We start from the raw sequence: 16,969 nt of genomic DNA on the forward strand, positions 1-16,969 counted from the left end.
ACGACACAGCATGATATGCATTACCCGTTACGCCTGACGACCATAGCGAGTGGGAACCACCTGATCCCTTGCCGAACTCAGCAGTGAAACCGCTTAGCGCCGATGGTAGTGTGGGGCTTCCCCATGCGAGAGTAGGTCATCGTCAGGCACCTATCCTGCAGAGAACCCAGCCACCCGGCTGGGTTTTTTGTGTGCGGGAGAGAAAGCCAGCCACAAGGGCGCTCAATGGTGACCTGCTCCCCTCTAGCTTAACCGTTTTCAGCTTTATAATGTTCAAGGGGAAAGGTCAGCCGGAGCCCGGCGCAGTCGTCGTCAGCACCTATCCCGCCCCCCAGCTTCGCATGAGCTGGGGTTTTTACGTTTGGGGGCGTCTAAAAAGAGAACATCCTGTGTGTCATACGATATCCCCACGGCAAATGCCTGGGGGGATGATCAGCGTGACATGGAAACGGGAAAGTAGCGCGTGAAAGGGAAGACAACCTTGTTTTCAGGCAGAGGCGTTGATGCGGCCTGATTGAGGACCATTACGTCCATCGGCTTGGTAAAGAGTTTTTTCCGCGATCTGGCGGATATAGTCCAGCATATGCTGGTTGTGCTTCATGCGTACCGAGAGCATTTGACCCGTCAACTGGTTCATGCGCGCCGTACGTTCACTATTGTTCAACAGCTCAGCCCACGTTTCATGGCAACCGGCGTCCTTGGCTGCCTGTGTGGCACCGCTGATTCCGGCGGCATAACCCAGGCGCTGCTGCACGTTGCGACGTAAAGTCTCCATACGCTCGAGATCAGCAAGCAATGTCTGTTTCTGCTCGGCGACACTGGCCAGGGCGTCCCCGTCGATGCTTCCGCTTGTCAGCAGTTGTTGCTCGTGCTCGAGCAATCGCATCAGGGATGTCAGGCGTGCAAGTTGGTCGTCAAGCATACGGGCAAGACTCATGACAGGTCGCTTCCTCCCGTTTCGCGGAGACTTTCGATCAGACCATCCGCGATACGGTCGGCGCGGATTTCCATGCGCCCTTCGCGGATTGCACTGCGTATTTCCTCTACCTTGGCGGTATCGATATCCTGCTGATCGCCAATGGAAGCCTGGCTGAGCTGTGTCGTGGCTCGGCTTTCAGTCTTGGGCTCTGTGGTAGGGGACGAGCCCGCTTTCTGCGTTTCATCCCGCTGCTGTGGCTGGTTGTTGCGCAGCAGTGGATTGAGATTGTCAATTTTCACGTCGCTTGCCTCATCGTCGCCGTTTAATAGCACTCATGCCAGTTGGTATCACTATCGGCCTTCGGCGGAGAGACTTTAGGGGTCGATCAAAAATCTATTATCAGAGTCCCTTCTTCGGCGACACGTGCGGTCAATACTTCCCGTGCACCAAAACGCACGCGGACACGATCTCCCACGCCGCCACTCTCCAATGCTTCACCTTCACGGCTAACCCGAAAGGCGCTTCCACGTGCTTCGACTACGACGCGCTGGCCGCGTTCAATTACGGTGGGTGCTTGGAGGTAGTGTGACTGAAAGACGCTGCCGGCGCGTATTGGGCGACGCGCTACCTGACCGACGATGTCAGCCGCTTCCAGCAGGGCTTGGGACGGAAGTTCATTCAAATTGCCGGCATGCTCTTCCAGCATGTCGGCCGTGACGAGAGTGCCACGCTCGATGGCCGAGGCAGCCTTGACGAAATTGCCGATAACGCCGACTTCCGCTTGCAGGTAGCGTACCTGGCGCCCCGTGTCGCCGCAGCGTACCCCAACCGAGACTCTGCCTAGCGGTGATTGGCTGGTGTTGGTCAGAAATGGTTCGGGAGCCACGCAAGGCGGTAGATGGGGGGAGGGTGGCTGTACTTCGATAAGAATTTCTTCGCCTAGCGGACTCGCCTGTTCATAGAGAAAGGCATGGACCTGTTGCATGAGTTCTTCGTTATCGGAAGAGGCAAGGGCCACGCTTGGAGCCAGCAATAACATCAAGCCCACCTTGAATAAAAAACCACGGGCTAAACGAAGAACTAAGCAATATGTATGAGGCAAACACATAAGAGCGGCCCGCAGTGATGAGAAAAGGTGAGATTGAGAACGTGTTATTGTAGCTTTTTGCAGTGCGATACAGCATTAGAAATACTGGTGAAAACCGGGGTTGTTCCATGCTTTAGGCTGGCAAGGCCCGCGCTATTCTTCATCATCAAAATTATCTTCGAATTTTTACCTCCTGAGAGAGGGTTGGCATGATCGATCAGCTAGCGGCATCGCTCAACTATCACCAGCAGGCTCTGGGCCTTCGACAAGCGCGTCACGAGGTGCTGGCCAGCAATATTGCAAACGCTGACACGCCTAACTACAAGGCGCGGGACATGGACTTCGCCAGCGAACTGGAAAAGGCGGTATCTCAAGGGTCTCCAGGAGGCGCTTCCGGCGGGTTGAGCTTGGCTCGTACCTCGGAGCGGCATCTTCAAGGAGAAGGCCCACCCACGGGAGCGGGACGTAGTGAATTGCTTTACCGCATCCCGGATCAACCCAGTCTCGATGGCAATACGGTGGACATGGATCGAGAGCGTACCCAGTTCGCGGATAACGCCGTGCGTTACCAGGCGGGGCTGACGATTATCAATAGCCGCATCCAGGGGCTGAAAAACGCCATGCAGCCGGAATAACCAAGGAATAATTAAATGTCGATGTTTTCCGTCTTTGATATTGCCGGTTCGGCAATGAGCGCCCAGTCCCAACGGATGAACGTAACCGCCAGCAACATGGCCAATGCCGACAGCGTCGCCGGGCCGGATGGCGAGACCTATCGTGCCAAGCAGGTCATGTTCCAGACCCAGGCGCAGAACCGCTATGGAATCGGCGGCGTTCGTGTCACCGAAGTGGTGGAAGACCAATCGCCGCTGCGCATGGATTATCAACCGGGCCATCCCGCCGCTGATGAACAAGGCTACGTTACCAAACCCAATGTGGAGCCGGTTCATGAAATGGTCAATATGATTTCGGCTTCGCGCTCCTATCAAGCCAATGTCGAAGTCATGAACACCACCAAGCAGATGATGATGAAAACGCTCACTCTGGGAGAAGGATAAGCCATGAACATTGATACCAGTGTGATCAGCAGCATCAACTCCGGTGGTGCGGCGGCCAAGTCAGCGAGCCAATCCGCAGAGCTGCGGGACAGCTTCATGACACTGTTGATCACGCAGTTGAAGAACCAGGATCCGCTCAATCCCATGGAAAATGCGGAAATGACTTCTCAGCTAGCGCAGATCAACACCGTCAATGGCATCGAAGACCTCAATGAAACGCTCAACGGCATTACCGAGCAGATGAACGCTTCTAAGATGATTCAGGCGTCTGGCTTGATTGGTAATGCCGTACTCGTGCCTGGTAACAACGTTAAAGTGAACATAGATGACGAAGGTAACAGCTATGCCACACCGTTTGGCATAGAGCTCGAAAAACCAGCCAATAGCGTAGAAATCACAGTGCGCAGTCGTGCAGGCGAAGTGGTGTACCGCAACGAAGTAAGCGCAGTGAGTGCAGGAGTTGAGTCTTTCCAGTGGGATGGGAAAACCAATGACGGTGAAGCGCTACCTGCTGGTGATTACCGTGTTAGCTACGCTGCCAAAGATGCAGAAGGCAATGAGATCAGTGCTCAGCCGTTGAATTATGCCTTGGTGGAAGGTGTCACGCCGCAAGTGAAAGGCCAAGAGGTGCGCTTGGACTTAGGCGCTATTTATGGTCAGGTCACGCTTAACCAAATTAAACAGATTCTTTGATCTCGCGGCGTTCAACGCTAACGACGCATCACATTGTTATATTCAGGGGAATTACATGAGCTTTTCACAAGCACTCAGTGGTCTAAGCGCACAGCAAGCTAAGCTCGCCGTCACCGGTAACAATATTGCCAACTCCCAAACAGTGGGATTTAAAGGGTCTAACGTACAGTTCGCCGATGTTTATGCCCAGCAGATCGGCCTAGGTACCCGTGTTGCCGCAACCATGCAGGACTTCACCCAGGGCAACATAGAGTCGTCAGGCCGTAACTTGGACTTGGCGATTGCCGGTGAAGGCTTCTTCCGTTTTCAGCTCCCCAATGGCGATATCGGCTACTCCCGCAACGGCCAGCTAAACTTGACTGCCGATGGGCGTTTAATCAACTCCCAGGGGGCCCAGATTATGGGGTATGGACTTAGTGACGCTAATGATCTTTTCTCACCAATTGCACAAGGCGGAGCACCAGTACCTATCAGCGTGCCGGCTGATGATATGCCAGCTCGTGCAACAGGTTCTAGCGAGGGAGAGAATTCGGGTGTCCAAGCGGTCTATAATTTAGATGCCAGTATCGACGTTAATAATGCTGACCTTCGCAATCAAGCTGAAGTGTTCAATAGCTTAGAAGCAAAGCAAGATGAAGATAACGATGCAGTAACAGAAATTAATTACCATTACTCAAACTCTTTTACTGTATACGACTCATTAGGTACTGCGCAAAGTGTGACAGCGTATTTTGAAAAAACAGGGGAAAATGCGTGGTCAGTAAAGACAGCAGTAAACGGAATTTACACAGGAATAGCTAACGACTTTGCTCTTAAATTTAAAAGTGACGGTACGCTTGAAAGAAATGGTGATGGGGATATTATAGGTGTGGAAGGCAGCGATAGGTCGGCAATTACAATCACTAGCGCAGATGCGTTAGGTACCGGTGCCAATGATTTAACATTCAACTTTCGTTTAGCTGGAACAACACAGTTTTCAAATAGCTCTACTAATAACACTCTTAGTCAAGATGGTTACACATCCGGTTCCCTTATAGGAGTTACCATCGAAGAGGATGGTACCGTTATGAGGAACTTCTCCAATGAGCAGACAGTTGCTGCAGGCCAGGTCGCCATGGTGAGCTTCCGTAATCCCGAAGGCTTGAACCCTTCAGGCGATAACCTGTGGTCGGCGACAGGCTCCTCTGGCCCTGAGCTGGTGGGCGCGCCGGGTACCGGTCAGCGAGGGTTAGTTCAAGCCAGTGCGATTGAAACTTCTAATGTGGACTTGGCGCGTGAGCTGGTGGATATGATCGTTGCCCAGCGTGCCTACCAGGCCAACTCGCAAACCATCAGCACCCAGGATGAGCTCCTGCAAACCATTATCAATATCTAATTAATGGCAGTGTAGAGAGCTATCTATGGATCGTATGCTATATACCGCCATGAGCGGTGCCAAACAGAGCATGGACCAACAGTCCGTGGTCAGCCACAACCTGTCCAACGTATCCACCTCCGGTTTCCGTGCCCAGTTGCAGGCGGCACGCTCGGTGCCCACCCAGGGTGATGCGCTGCTACCCACGCGCGTCTCGGCCGTCACCACCACACCGGGAACGGATTACTCCCAAGGCCCTATCTCGCGCACTGGCAGGACGCTGGATGTGGCCATGCAGGGCAATGCCTGGCTGGCGGTGCAAGCCGAGGACGGTACGGAAACCTATACCCGTCGTGGCGACCTGCAACTGGATAGTAACGGCGTGCTGCTGAATGTCGGCCGGCCGGTAATGGGCGAGGCCGGCCCAATTGCGGTGCCGCAAGGCTCCCAGGTTTCGATCGGCGCCGATGGCACCATCAGCGCCATCGGCCAGGGAGAAGGCCCCGAGGCTCTGGTGGAAGTGGCGCGGATAAAGCTGGTGACGCCTGAAGAAGGTGAGCTGGTGCGGGGCGAGGACGGCCTGTTTCGTGCTCCCCCTAATGAAGAGGGAGAGCCGGGCATGTTGCCGGCCGACGAGGGCGCCCGGCTTGTCAGCGGGGCTCTCGAGGGAAGCAACGTGAGCCCCGTGGATGCCATGGTTTCGATGATCGACGTGGCACGGCGCTACGACATGCAGATGAAAGTCATCAGTACCGCCGATGAAAACGCCCAACGGGCCAATAACCTGTTGGCGCTGCAGGGCTGATCCAGCCGCCACGTAACTTGAGGAAATAACTTAATGATTAAGTCCCTGTGGACGGCCAAGACAGGCCTGGAATCGCAACAGACCAAGCTAGATGTGATTTCCAACAACCTGGCAAACGTGAGTACCAACGGTTTCAAGCGCTCACGTCCCGTATTCGAAGACCTTCTCTATCAAAACATGCGCCAGCCGGGTGCACAGAACGATGTGCAGAACCGCTTGCCCTCGGGCATGCAGGTCGGTACCGGTGTCCGCGCGGTGGCAACCGAACGGTTGCACACTCAGGGTGGACTGGAGCAGACCGAAAACTCCCGCGATATGGCCATCAACGGCAACGGCTTCTTCCAGGTGCTGATGCCGGACGGGACCGTCGGTTATACCCGGGACGGTAGCTTCCAGCTCGACGAGAACGGCCAGATGGTTACCGCCAACGGCTATCCCCTGGAGCCGGCTATCTTCGTTCCGCAGAACGCTCTCTCGGTGAGCATAGGTGAAGATGGTACCGTCAGCGTACGCCAGCCGGGCATTGCGGAAGATAATGTCGTGGGTCAAGTGAACCTGGCGACGTTCATCAATCCGGCGGGTCTGGAAAGCGTCGGCGGGAACCTGTACCTGGAAACCGGGGCTTCCGGCGTTGCCAATGAGAACATGCCCGGCATGAATGGCACCGGACGTCTTTTCCAGGGTTATGTTGAAACCTCGAACGTCAACGTGGTGGAAGAGATGGTCAGCATGATCCAGACCCAGCGTGCCTATGAAATCAATAGCCGCGCCGTCTCGACCAGTGATGAAATGCTGGCCCGCTTGAGCCAGCTGTAAGGGGATGGTCGATGCAGGTCAAGCTATGAAGGGTCGCCTTCTCGCTCCGCGGTGGTTAAGGCTGGTACTGGTGGTGCTGTTTTTCGCGGTGGTGGCGGGGTGTGCCCAGGTGCCGCGTGCCTCCGTGGTCGGCGAGCAAGAGCAGATCACCGTCGTCGATCGTCCGCCTCCGGTTCCCAACGGCTCGATCTACCAGGCGCGACGCGGCTATCAGCCCTTGTTCGAGGATCGTCGACCGCGTGCAGTCGGCGATATTCTGACCATCGTGCTGGACGAGGAAGTAAGCGCTTCCAAGAACTCGCAGGCCAACGCCAATCGCGGTGGCAGCTCGAGCCTGGAACTGGCTCAGCTGCCGGACGTGCTGGATGTACTGGCGGAATATGGCTTCGATGTTTCCGGAGAAAGCAATTTCACCGGCGGCGGCGGCGCCCAAGCTAACAATTCCTTCACCGGCACGATCACGGTGTCGGTGCTGGAGGTGATGAACAATGGCAACCTGCGGGTACGCGGGGAAAAGCAGATCGCGATCAACCAAGGAACGGAATTCATCCGCTTCTCGGGGGTCGTGAATCCCCGTACCGTCACCGCGCAGAATACGGTACCTTCCACCCGGGTGGCGGATGCGCGTATCGAATACGTCGGCGACGGCTACATCAACGAAGCTCAGCACATGGGCTGGTTGCAGCGTTTCTTCCTCAACGTTTCACCGTTCTGATTAACGGCGGATATTTCATGGCCACTCCTAGAATCTTCCACGGCCGGCAATGGTCGATCTGGCTTGTCGCCTTGCTGCTGACGGGATTGCTGACGGTGCCGGCGCATGCCGAGAGCGTGCGCGAGATCGCCGGTTTCTCCGGGGTCAGGGACAACCAGCTGGTGGGCTACGGCCTGGTGGTCGGCCTCGACAGCACCGGCGACCAGACCACCCAGGCGCCATTTACCAGTCAGAGCCTGGCCAATATGCTTTCCCAACTGGGCGTTTCCATCCCGCCGGGCACCAACATGCAGCTGCGCAACGTCGCGGCCGTCATGGTGACGGCGGATCTGCCTCCCTTTTCGCGTCCCGGCCAACGTCTGGATATCGTGGTCTCGTCCATTGCCAACGCCAGCAGTTTGCGCGGCGGCACCTTGTTGATGACGCCAATGAAGGGCGCGGACGGGGACACCTATGCCATCGCCCAGGGCAACATGCTGGTCGGCGGCGCAGGCGCTCAAGCGGGTGGAAGCAGCGTCCAGATCAACCAGCAGGCGTCGGGTAGAATTCCCGGCGGCGCCTTGGTGGAGCGGGAAGTGCCTCTCGATCTGGGCGCCAACGGCGGGTTGCTGGAGCTGGAACTCAACGAGACCGATTTCGGCACGGCACAGCGGGTAGTGGCGGCAATCAACAATGAGTTCGGTCAGACGGTGGCGTATGCGCGCAACGGCAGAGTGATCGCGCTGGATGGACCCCCCGAGGACAACGCCCGAGTCAATTTCATTGCTCGTGTGCAAAGTGTGCAGGTCACACCGACAGAGGCGCCGGCTCGTGTGGTACTCAACGCCCGAACAGGATCGGTGGTACTCAACCGTGCCGTCACCTTGCGCGAGGCTGCCGTGGCGCATGGCAATCTTTCGATCATGATCGACGCGAACTTCGGCGTGAGCCAGCCGGCACCCTTCGGTGAAGGCGAGACGGTGGTGGTGCCGGATGCCGATATCGATATCGAACAGCAGGAAGCCTACCTGCAGATAGTGGAAGGAGCGCAACTCAACGAAGTGGTCAATGCGCTGAATGCACTGGGCGCAACGCCCCAGGACCTGATGTCCATTCTGGAAGCGCTCAAGGCCTCTGGCTCGCTACGCGCTGAGTTGGAGATTATCTGATGAGTATGCAAGACGTCAGCAGCCAGTTTGCGCTGGACATGCAGGGGTTGCAGCGCATGCAGCACACAGCCCGCCAGAATCCCGAGGCTGGTGTGAAAGGTGCCGCACAGCAGTTCGAGGCGCTGTTCATTCAGATGATGGTCAAGAGCATGCGCGATGCCATTCCCACCTCCGGGCTCATGAACAGTCGCGATACCGATTTCTACCAGTCGATGCTGGATCAGCAGTGGTCGCAAACCATGGCGTCCCGGGGAATCGGTCTTGCCGATGCCCTGGTTGAACAACTGGAGCGCCAAGGCGCCTTCAAGCGATCGGATGCGTCTGTAGATAGTGAAACCCAGACGCTTATTGCCGGCATTCCCCGCGGTACTCCACGGGTGCTCGATGACGCCTTGATACCTGGCGCCGATAAGCCAGGGGCTAGCCCCGCCGCTTCCGAGCAGGGCTCGTTCCTGGATCAACTGGAAGCGATTCGTCAGGCAACGAGCGAGCCGGAAGCGGTCGAGAGCATTTCCCCGGCAGCTCGAGTTGAGCGCGAAGTGGCGGTGGCAGGCCATGTCGAGCAGTTCATCGACAAACTGGCCGAACCCGCTCGGGCAGCCAGCAAAGCGACCGGTGTGCCGGCCGAGTTGATACTGGCCCAGGCAGCCCTCGAGACGGGCTGGGGACGACACGAAATCGCCACGGCCAGTGGTGCCAATAGCCATAACCTTTTCGGTATCAAGGCGGGAAGCCACTGGCAGGGCGCCACGACGGATATCGTGACGCACGAGTATTTCAATGGTCGGCGCACCCAGATGAAGGACACCTTCCGTGTTTATGAGTCTTTCGAGCACGCCTTTACCGACTACGCGAACCTGATCGGTAACAATCCGCGTTATGCGGCGGTATTGAGCGCGCCCGATGCCAGGCAGGCTGCGCATGCCTTGCAACAAGGCGGCTACGCCACCGACCCGGCCTATGCGCAAAAGCTTGTGGCCATCATGAACTCCATGGGGCCGCTTGAGGCGGGCGATAATTTCCTCGCGGACATCCGCTGAGCCGTTCTGAGCCCTCAAGTTTTTCCGCGCCATGCCGATAGTTGACCCATCGGCTTAAGGAACTGACACCATGAGCATGTTTTCTATCGGGTTGAGCGGCCTCAACACGGCGCAGAACGCCCTGAACACCACCAGCAATAACATCAGCAACGTTTTCACGCCCGGCTACAATCGCGAGCTGACCCAGGTGGGCGAGGGCCGTGCCGGCGGCGGTGTTCAGGTCAATGATATCGAACGCCAGTTCAACCAGTACGTGGCGGCCCAGTTGAACAGCGCCAAGACGCAGTCCAGCGCGCTGGAGACCTATCACAATCAGGTGACGCAGATCGATAACCTGCTGGCGGATCGCGATGCTGGCCTGGCGCCCTTGATGCAGAATTTCTTCTCGTCGCTGGAAGACCTGGCCAGTGCCCCATCGGACCCGGCGGCACGCCAGGGCGTGCTGGGAACGGCGGATACGCTGAGCGCTCAGTTCCGCTCCTTCGATGGTTATCTGCAGGACATGCAGAGCAATATCAACAGCCAGATCAAGGACGAGATCACTCAGGTCAATAACACCACCGAGCAGATCGCCGGCCTCAACCGGGAGATCGCCCTGGCTCGCGCACGCACGGGGGAAGCCCCCAACAGCTTGTTGAACCAGCGTGACCACATGGTTTCCGAGCTCAACGAGCGGATGAATCTGCGCCTGAATATCCAGGACGGCAAGACCTACAACATCAGTCTGCCCAATGGCCAGCCGCTGGTTTCCGGTACGAACTCCTTTACCCTGGAACCGGTTCAGTCCGGTACCGACCCTCAGCGCACCGTGGTCGGCTACAAGGATGGCGGCGGTAATGTTGTTGAACTGAGCGAGAATACGATCACCGGCGGGGCGCTGGGCGGCTTGATGACCTTCCGCCAGGAAACACTGGACAAGACCCAGAATCAGATCGGCCAGCTGGCCGTGTCACTATCTGTCGCCTTCAACGAGCAGCACAAGCTGGGGGTGGACCTGGATGGCGCGCAGGGTAAAGACTTTTTCAAGGTGCGTGCCCCGCAAAGCTACGCCAACGATGCCAACACCAGCGATGCCGACGTGACGGCTGTATTTGATGCCGCCACTATCGACGAGCTCAAGGCGACGGATTATACCGTGCGCTTCGAAGGTGACGATCCGGTGGTAACGCGAAACGATAATGGCCAGATTCTCGATGAGGAGGACATGGCCTGGGACGATGCCGACAGGACGCTGACATTCGGTGGCGTCACGCTGACCTTCAGCGAGCAGCCGGCCGATGGCGACCGCTTTGAAATTCAGCCGGTGCGGCGAGCCGCCAACGGCATGGAAACCAATATCGCCGACCTGGACAAGATCGCGGCGGGTAGTCTGATTGAAGTTGAAGGTGACTTAAATATTGGCAAAGTAAGTGTTGCTGATGGCGCTTTCGCGGATGTCAATGAAGAGTACTCGATTACCATCGACGAGAATGGTGGCGTTAGTGAAGTGAAGCCAGAGACAGCGGCGATGACGGTCAACGGCGAAACTTATGATCCAACGAATCCATTAGAGGCTGGTGCTCGAATTAAAATTGGCGATATTGAGTTTACCCTCAATGAGCTGCCGGTGGTGGAAGCGAATCTTTCTATTACCCTAAGTGAATCCGGCTCCGGCGATAACCGCAACGCTCTCGCCTTGCAGAACCTGCAGGCCGAATCGATTGTCGGTGGCAGTGCTTCGGTAAGTGGCGCTTATGGGGCTATGGTCAGCGATGTGGGCAACCGGACCAACATTACCCAGGTGAATCTGGACGCTCGCCAGGGCTTGACCGACCAGCTGAAAGCCGTACAGCAGTCGGAATCGGGGGTGAATCTGGATGAAGAGGCCGCCAACCTGATTCGCTACCAGCAGTACTACCAGGCCAATGCTCGTGTGATCGACACGGCTGGCATGTTGATGGATACCATCCTGGGCCTACGGGGCTGAACGAGAGGAGACTAAATCATGCGTATCAGCACCGTGACCATGTTCGAGCAGGGTAGCGCTTCGATGAACCGCCAGCAGGGCGAGTTTCTCAAGGTGAGCCAGCAGATCGCCAGCGGGCGCCGGGTAGTGAATCCTTCCGATGATCCCCAGGCGGCCTCGCGTGCCGTGGGCGTGGACCAGGCAAGGGCGGTAACGCAGCAGTATACCGATGCCCGGGTCTCCGCCCGAAATTCCCTCGCCCAGGAAGAGAGCATCCTCAACAGCATCAGCGATGCCAATATCAGCGCCAAGACACTATTGGTGCAGGCTTCCAGCGATACCCTGAGCGACGTCGACCGTGAATCGATCGCCAGCGAGCTCAAGGGTATCTACGAAACCATGCTGGGCCAGGCCAACGCCACCGACGGCAACGGTCGTTATCTGTTCGGTGGCTATAAGGACAATGCGCCGCCTTTCGTCAAGGTAGGCGATAGTGTGCAGTACCAGGGAGACAGCAACGCCCGTGAACAGCGTATCGACGCCTCGCGCCTGATGCCGGTCGCCGACAACGGCGAAACCATCTTCAAGAGCGTGCCCAGCGGAGCAGGCTACGTGGCTGAGTCGATTAAAACAGGCGTTGATGGAAAGCCTTTGGTAGATGATGCTGCTAGAAACAAAGGCAATGTGACTTTCAGCGGGCCGCAAATCCGTGATGTTAATGATGATGGCTATGGTGATAGCTATCGTATTGTATTTACTGAAAACGACGACCCCGATAGTGGTTTTGACTATCAAGTACAGCGATTTGAAGATGGTGGCTGGCTAGAAACTGAGGAGGATTTGGTTGACTCGGGTGTATATACCGGCACTGGACAGCCGTTAACGTTTGGTGGTGTCAATATCACTCTGGAAGGGATACCCGCTGAAGGCGACGAAATCCTCGTGGCCCAAGCCGGCAGCGAACAGCGCGAACCGAACCTCTTCCGCACCATGGAGGAAGCCATTCGGGTGCTGGAAAACCCGGCCGATACGCCCGCCAAGAAGGCCGACCTGCGCAATACTTTGAATACCGCCATGCGCGACCTGGACAACAATCTGGATAATGTCCTGACGGTACGTGCCTCGGCCGGCGCCCGGCTCAATGAGCTCGATGTGGTCGACGCCGTGGGCAGCAATCGCATGCTCAACTACGAGCAGACCCTGTCGGATCTGGTGGACCTCGATTACAACGCCGCCATCTCCGAGTACAGCCTGCGGCAGGTAGGCATGCAGGCGGCGCAGAAAGCCTTCGTCGACGTCAAGGGCTTGTCGCTCTTCAACTATATGTAAAGCTTGCGATGTTGTGGCTACCCCATGCCACGCCCGAACGATGCGCCTCGGCTTATGCCGGGGCGTTGTCGTTGGGGCTCAACCCAAGGGTGCCAACGTCTCGATCAAGAGCTGCATGAAACTCACCCCCTGACTGAATAGCCGCTGCAGGAAGCGGCCGATATCGATCATCAGCACCATCATCAGTATCAGACCCACGGTCAGGGAGGTAGGGAAGCCGATATTGAAGACCGTCAGCTGCGGAGCGGAGCGGTTCAGTATCCCCAGAGCCAGGTTGATGATCAGAAGCGACGCCACCAGGGGCAAGGCCATCAGCATGCCGGACGCGAAGATCGTGCCGCCGTAGCGTGCCAGCATGATGAAGGCATCCGGGTTGAAGCTGCCGATCCCTATCGGTAGGGCCTGGAAGCTCATGATCAGCGTTTCGAGTACCATCAAGTGGCCGTTAAAGGCCAGGAACATCAGCAAGGTCACCATATACAGGATGCGTGACAACACCATGATGTTGGTGCCGCTGGCGGCATCGAAGAAACTGGCGAAGGCCAACCCCATCTGCAAGCCGATGAATTCCCCCGCCGCTTGGACCACGGCAAAGACAATGTGCATGACCATACCGATGGCCAGACCGATGAGTATCTGCTCGACCATGATGCCCAGCCCCGCCCAGGACATGACAGCCACCTCGGGCATCGCGGGCAGGACAGGCGCGATCACCACCGCAACGACAGCGGCGAGAGCCACCTTGGCCTGGTTGGGGATGCTGGAATGGCCCCACAGGGGCGATGCCGCCATGAAAGCGGTAATCCGGGCGAAAGGCCACAGAAAAGCTACCAGCCAGGCTTGTAGCTGGGTAAACGTGACCTCGACCATGGCCTACATCACCATGCGCGGGATATTGGCGATCAGCTCGCGGGTAAATTCGGTGATCAACCCCAACAGCCACGGCCCGGCGAAGACCAGAACCGCAAAGACCGCCAGGATCTTGGGGATGAAGGTAAGCGTCATTTCGTTTATCTGCGTAGCGGCCTGGAAAAGACTGATCAACAACCCCGTCAGCAGGGCAGCCAGCAGTAAAGGGCCTGCCAGGAGCAAGGTGACACGCATTCCCTGGTAGGCAATGTTCATGACCATTTCAGGTGTCATACGCTAACTCCTTCCGCATTGTCACGGACTAGATCATGTAGAAGCTTTCGGCGAGCGAGCCGATGATCAATTGCCACCCGTCGACCAGCACGAACAGCATCAGCTTGAACGGCAACGAGATGGTGATGGGCGGCACCATCATCATCCCCAGGGCCATCAGGGTGCTGGCCACAACAAGGTCAATGATGAGAAAGGGAATGAAGACCGTGAAGCCGATCTGAAAAGCCGTCTTCAGCTCACTGGTGACGAAGGAAGGCAGCAGCACACGCATGGGCAGATCCTCGGGTCCCTGGAGGGGGCCGACATCCGCCAGGCGAGCAAACATGGCGATATCCGGTTCCCGGGTCTGGGCCAGCATGAATTCGCGAAAGGGCTGCTGGGCCAGCACCACGAACTCCTCCAAATTGATCGTTTCGTCAGTCAGCGGAACCCAAGCGGTATCGTAGACCTGCGCCAGTACCGGTGACATGACGAAAAACGTCAGGAACAGGGCGAGGCCCAGCAGCACCTGGTTGGGCGGTGTGGCCTGAGTGCCCATGGCGGTGCGCAGCAGGCTCAGCACGATGATGATACGGGTGAAGCTGGTCATCATCAGCAGCAGGGCGGGCAAGAACGCCAGCGAACTCAGCAGCAGCAGGGTCTGCAGCGATAACGACCACTGCTGGCCACCATCTTCCATCGGCTGGCTCTGCAGCCCCGGTATCTGCTGGGCCCAGGCGGTAGCCGGCCACAACAGCAGGGTGCTCAGTAGCAGTACAGCCAACAGCAGGGCGAGAGCGAGGCGATTAAACGAAACGTGGTGCCGCATGCAAGGTCTCAAGACGAGTCACGATGTCGGTTGGAAGAACGTTTGCCCTGCCTCAGCGCGGTTGCCAGGCGAGTGGAAAAGCTGGTCTTTGCGTCAGTGGAGCTTTTCATGACAGAGCTTTTTATGACAGAGCTCTTCACATCAAAGCTCTTCACATCAGGGCTTTGCCCGTCAGGCGGACTGGATGCCGGGGGCGTGCGGTCTAGCGGAGCGGGAAGCTCATGCAGCTTGCTGATGTTGCCATTGCCGACCCCGAGTACCAGCCAGACTCCCTCGATCTCGACGACAACCACGCGCTCGCGGTTGCCAACCGCTGTGGAACCCACGATGCCAAGGCGAGCCCCATGGCGTTGCTGGTAGTTGTTCCAGCGGCGCAGCAGGTACGTGCAGGCCAGAATGATGGCGATGACCAGCGCCAGGGCGGCGGCCGTCTTGCCGAGTGCAGCCATCCCCAGCAGCGCATCGCTACCGCTTCCGATAGCGTCGAGGGAGCCCGAGGTCTGCACCTCGGGAGAAGAGGTTTCGCTCATCGGTTCAGCTTGTGGATACGCTCGGATGGCGTGATGATCTCGGTAATACGGATACCGTACTTGTCTTCGATCACCACGACTTCGCCCTGTGCCACAAGATAGCCATTGATGAGGATATCCATGGGTTCCCCGGCCAGACCCTCCAGCTCGATTACCGAGCCTTGAGCCAGTTCCAGCAATTGCTTGATGGTAAGACGGGTGCGCCCGAGCTCCACGGTCAACTTGACGGGGATATCCATGATCATCTCGAGATCACGCGGCTCTCCCTCGCCAGCCTCCTGATTCAATGGACGAAAGATATCGTCGCTGGCGGCCTTGACCGCAGCGGGAGCCGTTTCGGCCGGCTCATCGGCGCTCGATTCCTGTGCTTCGACAGCCTGCTGCTCGGCCATGGCCGCCGCCCACGGATCCTCCTCCTCACCGGGCGTCGTTGCCTCGTCCGGCGCGGTTGATTCCTGTTCGGACATGGCGGCAGCCCAGTCATCGTCAGAAATATTCTGATCGGGCTTGTTGGGATCAGTCATGCTTGGATTCCTTGGCTTGCTTCGGCGTAGACCCTTTGATGAAGTCCTTGGACGATAAGTTGTTCATGGCAGCATGATCGAACATGCGTAACACTCGCAGCGCACGCTGCTGATGCTGGCTCCCGTAATCGCACTCCATGACGGGCACCCCGTCGACGCTGGCGGTAACGACGCTGGGCAATTCCAGGGGCAGCACGTCACCCTCCTTGAGGGACATGACATGGGCGATGCGGCTGGGAATCTGGGCGAATTCGGCGATCAGCTCGACCTCGGAATGGCGCAGTTCGGTTGCCATGCGGCGCGACCAGGAACCATCCTGATCATGGTTGCTGTCATTGATCGGATTGGCGAGCAAATCGCGCAACGGCTCGATCATGGCGTAGGGCATGCAGACCTGGAAGTTGCTGGACAGGTTGCCGACTTCAAGATTGAACTTGGTATTGACCACGATCTCGTTCGGCGAGTTGGTGATGTTGGCGAATTTCGCCTGGACTTCCGAACGCATGTAATGCACTTCCAGGGGATACACGACCTTCCAGGCCTCCTGGTAGGCTTCGATCGCCAGGTTCAACAGCCGCTGAATGATGCGCTGCTCGGTATTGGTGAATTCCCGACCATCGGACTTGGTGACGAAGCGACCGTCACCGCCAAACAGGTTATCCACCACCATGAAAACGAGGTTGGGTGGGAAGACCACCAGCGCCGAGCCTCGCAACGGCTTCATGGAAACCAGGTTGAGGTTGGTCGGTACCGGGACGTTACGCGAGAAGTCATTGAAACTCTGATAGCGTACGGACTCGACGGTAATGTCGGCGCTGCGGCGGATCAAGTTGAACAGCCCGGTACGAAAGTAGCGGGCAAAGCGCTCGTTGATGAAGTCCAGCGCATGCAGCCGCTCCCGTATGACGCGATGCTGCGTGGTGGGATCGTACGGCCGAATGTTGGGTCCATCTGCAGAGTGGGACGAGGAAGCCGAAGCATCTTCATCTCCACTGACGCCCTTCAACAAGGCATCGATTTCTTCCTGGGACAGTAGATCGTCCTGCGACATGACG

General features: G+C 57.4%; 20 protein-coding genes and 1 rRNA gene. 12 read left to right on the plus strand and 9 right to left on the minus strand.

The features are described from left to right. Nucleotides 1-32 precede the first annotated feature (32 nt). Nucleotides 33-148, plus strand: a 5S ribosomal RNA gene (gene rrf, locus R5M92_RS00375). A 339-nt stretch (nt 149-487) separates the two neighbouring features. Here rrf and R5M92_RS00380 read toward each other — a convergent pair. From R5M92_RS00380 to flgA, 3 genes are all read right to left on the minus strand, one after another. Continuing rightward, on the minus strand, nt 488-937 hold the full coding sequence (locus R5M92_RS00380) for a flagella synthesis protein FlgN (protein WP_346797037.1): 450 nt from the start codon (nt 935-937) through the stop codon (nt 488-490). Next, nucleotides 934-1,218, minus strand: coding sequence for a flagellar biosynthesis anti-sigma factor FlgM (gene flgM / locus R5M92_RS00385; RefSeq protein WP_346797038.1), 285 nt, complete (start codon nt 1,216-1,218; stop codon nt 934-936). The genes R5M92_RS00380 and flgM overlap by 4 nt, the downstream gene beginning before the upstream one ends. Before the next feature lie 86 nt (nt 1,219-1,304). After that, nucleotides 1,305-1,958 (minus strand): flagellar basal body P-ring formation chaperone FlgA, encoded by a 654-nt coding sequence (gene flgA / locus R5M92_RS00390; RefSeq protein ID WP_346797039.1) that lies wholly within the window; start codon nt 1,956-1,958, stop codon nt 1,305-1,307. Between the two features lie 257 nt (nt 1,959-2,215). Between flgA and flgB the strand changes: the two genes are divergently transcribed. The 11 genes from flgB (at nt 2,216) to flgL (ending at nt 12,909) form a co-directional block, all read left to right on the plus strand. Beyond that, nucleotides 2,216-2,641: a flagellar basal body rod protein FlgB gene (flgB, locus tag R5M92_RS00395; RefSeq protein WP_346797040.1), complete on the plus strand. Its 426-nt coding sequence runs from the start codon at nt 2,216-2,218 to the stop codon at nt 2,639-2,641. Nucleotides 2,642-2,656: 15 nt separating this feature from the next. Next, complete coding sequence (gene flgC / locus R5M92_RS00400; RefSeq protein WP_346797041.1) at nt 2,657-3,064, plus strand: flagellar basal body rod protein FlgC; 408 nt, start codon at nt 2,657-2,659, stop codon at nt 3,062-3,064. 3 nt (nt 3,065-3,067) lie between these two features. Next, nucleotides 3,068-3,757, plus strand: coding sequence for a flagellar hook assembly protein FlgD (locus R5M92_RS00405; protein WP_346797042.1), 690 nt, complete (start codon nt 3,068-3,070; stop codon nt 3,755-3,757). 55 nt (nt 3,758-3,812) lie between these two features. Continuing rightward, nucleotides 3,813-5,132, plus strand: coding sequence for a flagellar hook protein FlgE (flgE, locus tag R5M92_RS00410; RefSeq protein ID WP_346797043.1), 1,320 nt, complete (start codon nt 3,813-3,815; stop codon nt 5,130-5,132). 25 nt (nt 5,133-5,157) lie between these two features. Continuing rightward, entirely contained in the window at nt 5,158-5,916 is a 759-nt protein-coding gene (locus R5M92_RS00415; protein WP_346797044.1) for a flagellar basal body rod protein FlgF, read from the plus strand. 33 nt (nt 5,917-5,949) lie between these two features. Further along, nucleotides 5,950-6,732, plus strand: coding sequence for a flagellar basal-body rod protein FlgG (gene flgG, locus R5M92_RS00420; protein ID WP_346797045.1), 783 nt, complete (start codon nt 5,950-5,952; stop codon nt 6,730-6,732). Nucleotides 6,733-6,757: 25 nt separating this feature from the next. After that, nucleotides 6,758-7,447, plus strand: a complete 690-nt coding sequence (locus tag R5M92_RS00425) for a flagellar basal body L-ring protein FlgH (RefSeq protein WP_346797046.1) — start codon at nt 6,758-6,760, stop codon at nt 7,445-7,447. Between the two features lie 17 nt (nt 7,448-7,464). Further along, nucleotides 7,465-8,595, plus strand: a complete 1,131-nt coding sequence (locus R5M92_RS00430; protein ID WP_346797047.1) for a flagellar basal body P-ring protein FlgI — start codon at nt 7,465-7,467, stop codon at nt 8,593-8,595. Then, on the plus strand, nt 8,595-9,635 hold the full coding sequence (flgJ, locus tag R5M92_RS00435; protein ID WP_346797048.1) for a flagellar assembly peptidoglycan hydrolase FlgJ: 1,041 nt from the start codon (nt 8,595-8,597) through the stop codon (nt 9,633-9,635). The genes R5M92_RS00430 and flgJ overlap by 1 nt, the downstream gene beginning before the upstream one ends. Before the next feature lie 70 nt (nt 9,636-9,705). Then, nucleotides 9,706-11,601, plus strand: coding sequence for a flagellar hook-associated protein FlgK (gene flgK / locus R5M92_RS00440; RefSeq protein ID WP_346797049.1), 1,896 nt, complete (start codon nt 9,706-9,708; stop codon nt 11,599-11,601). Nucleotides 11,602-11,619: 18 nt separating this feature from the next. Next, nucleotides 11,620-12,909 carry a flagellar hook-associated protein FlgL gene (gene flgL, locus R5M92_RS00445; protein WP_346797051.1) on the plus strand — a complete coding sequence of 430 codons (1,290 nt, stop codon included), beginning with the start codon at nt 11,620-11,622 and terminating at the stop codon, nt 12,907-12,909. A gap of 78 nt (nt 12,910-12,987) precedes the next feature. Here the strand turns inward: flgL and fliR are convergent, their stop codons facing one another. From fliR to fliM, 6 genes are read right to left on the minus strand one after another with little or no spacing between them, the layout of a single operon-like run. Beyond that, a complete protein-coding gene (gene fliR / locus R5M92_RS00450) occupies nt 12,988-13,779 on the minus strand; it encodes a flagellar biosynthetic protein FliR (RefSeq protein ID WP_346797052.1) in 792 nt (263 codons plus the stop codon). Nucleotides 13,780-13,782: 3 nt separating this feature from the next. Further along, nucleotides 13,783-14,052 (minus strand): flagellar biosynthesis protein FliQ, encoded by a 270-nt coding sequence (fliQ, locus tag R5M92_RS00455; protein ID WP_346797053.1) that lies wholly within the window; start codon nt 14,050-14,052, stop codon nt 13,783-13,785. Between the two features lie 28 nt (nt 14,053-14,080). Beyond that, complete coding sequence (gene fliP, locus R5M92_RS00460; RefSeq protein ID WP_346797054.1) at nt 14,081-14,860, minus strand: flagellar type III secretion system pore protein FliP; 780 nt, start codon at nt 14,858-14,860, stop codon at nt 14,081-14,083. Between the two features lie 8 nt (nt 14,861-14,868). After that, the gene (gene fliO / locus R5M92_RS00465) at nt 14,869-15,390 is read right to left on the minus strand and encodes a flagellar biosynthetic protein FliO (RefSeq protein WP_346797055.1); all 522 of its coding nucleotides are present in this window, start codon (nt 15,388-15,390) and stop codon (nt 14,869-14,871) included. After that, nucleotides 15,387-15,914, minus strand: a complete 528-nt coding sequence (fliN, locus tag R5M92_RS00470; RefSeq protein ID WP_346797056.1) for a flagellar motor switch protein FliN — start codon at nt 15,912-15,914, stop codon at nt 15,387-15,389. The genes fliO and fliN overlap by 4 nt, the downstream gene beginning before the upstream one ends. Next, nucleotides 15,907-16,965: a flagellar motor switch protein FliM gene (gene fliM / locus R5M92_RS00475; RefSeq protein WP_346797057.1), complete on the minus strand. Its 1,059-nt coding sequence runs from the start codon at nt 16,963-16,965 to the stop codon at nt 15,907-15,909. Before fliM ends, fliN begins: the two co-directional genes overlap by 8 nt. Nucleotides 16,966-16,969 lie beyond the last annotated feature (4 nt).

The sequence above is a fragment of the Halomonas sp. Bachu 37 genome, assembly GCF_039691755.1.
Classification (GTDB): Bacteria; Pseudomonadota; Gammaproteobacteria; order Pseudomonadales; family Halomonadaceae; genus Vreelandella; species Vreelandella kashgarensis.

Coding starts and splice junctions, on each gene's coding strand:
- flgK (WP_346797049.1), top strand. CDS start 9,706: ATGAGCATGTTTTCTATCGGGTTGAGCGGCCTCAACACGGCGCAGAAC.
- fliR (WP_346797052.1), bottom strand. CDS start 13,779: ATGGTCGAGGTCACGTTTACCCAGCTACAAGCCTGGCTGGTAGCTTTT.
- R5M92_RS00380 (WP_346797037.1), bottom strand. CDS start 937: ATGAGTCTTGCCCGTATGCTTGACGACCAACTTGCACGCCTGACATCC.
- R5M92_RS00430 (WP_346797047.1), top strand. CDS start 7,465: ATGGCCACTCCTAGAATCTTCCACGGCCGGCAATGGTCGATCTGGCTT.
- flgJ (WP_346797048.1), top strand. CDS start 8,595: ATGAGTATGCAAGACGTCAGCAGCCAGTTTGCGCTGGACATGCAGGGG.
- flgC (WP_346797041.1), top strand. CDS start 2,657: ATGTCGATGTTTTCCGTCTTTGATATTGCCGGTTCGGCAATGAGCGCC.
- fliP (WP_346797054.1), bottom strand. CDS start 14,860: ATGCGGCACCACGTTTCGTTTAATCGCCTCGCTCTCGCCCTGCTGTTG.
- R5M92_RS00415 (WP_346797044.1), top strand. CDS start 5,158: ATGGATCGTATGCTATATACCGCCATGAGCGGTGCCAAACAGAGCATG.
- fliO (WP_346797055.1), bottom strand. CDS start 15,390: ATGAGCGAAACCTCTTCTCCCGAGGTGCAGACCTCGGGCTCCCTCGAC.
- R5M92_RS00425 (WP_346797046.1), top strand. CDS start 6,758: ATGAAGGGTCGCCTTCTCGCTCCGCGGTGGTTAAGGCTGGTACTGGTG.
- R5M92_RS00405 (WP_346797042.1), top strand. CDS start 3,068: ATGAACATTGATACCAGTGTGATCAGCAGCATCAACTCCGGTGGTGCG.
- fliM (WP_346797057.1), bottom strand. CDS start 16,965: ATGTCGCAGGACGATCTACTGTCCCAGGAAGAAATCGATGCCTTGTTG.
- flgL (WP_346797051.1), top strand. CDS start 11,620: ATGCGTATCAGCACCGTGACCATGTTCGAGCAGGGTAGCGCTTCGATG.
- flgA (WP_346797039.1), bottom strand. CDS start 1,958: ATGTTATTGCTGGCTCCAAGCGTGGCCCTTGCCTCTTCCGATAACGAA.
- flgE (WP_346797043.1), top strand. CDS start 3,813: ATGAGCTTTTCACAAGCACTCAGTGGTCTAAGCGCACAGCAAGCTAAG.
- flgB (WP_346797040.1), top strand. CDS start 2,216: ATGATCGATCAGCTAGCGGCATCGCTCAACTATCACCAGCAGGCTCTG.
- flgG (WP_346797045.1), top strand. CDS start 5,950: ATGATTAAGTCCCTGTGGACGGCCAAGACAGGCCTGGAATCGCAACAG.
- fliN (WP_346797056.1), bottom strand. CDS start 15,914: ATGACTGATCCCAACAAGCCCGATCAGAATATTTCTGACGATGACTGG.
- fliQ (WP_346797053.1), bottom strand. CDS start 14,052: ATGACACCTGAAATGGTCATGAACATTGCCTACCAGGGAATGCGTGTC.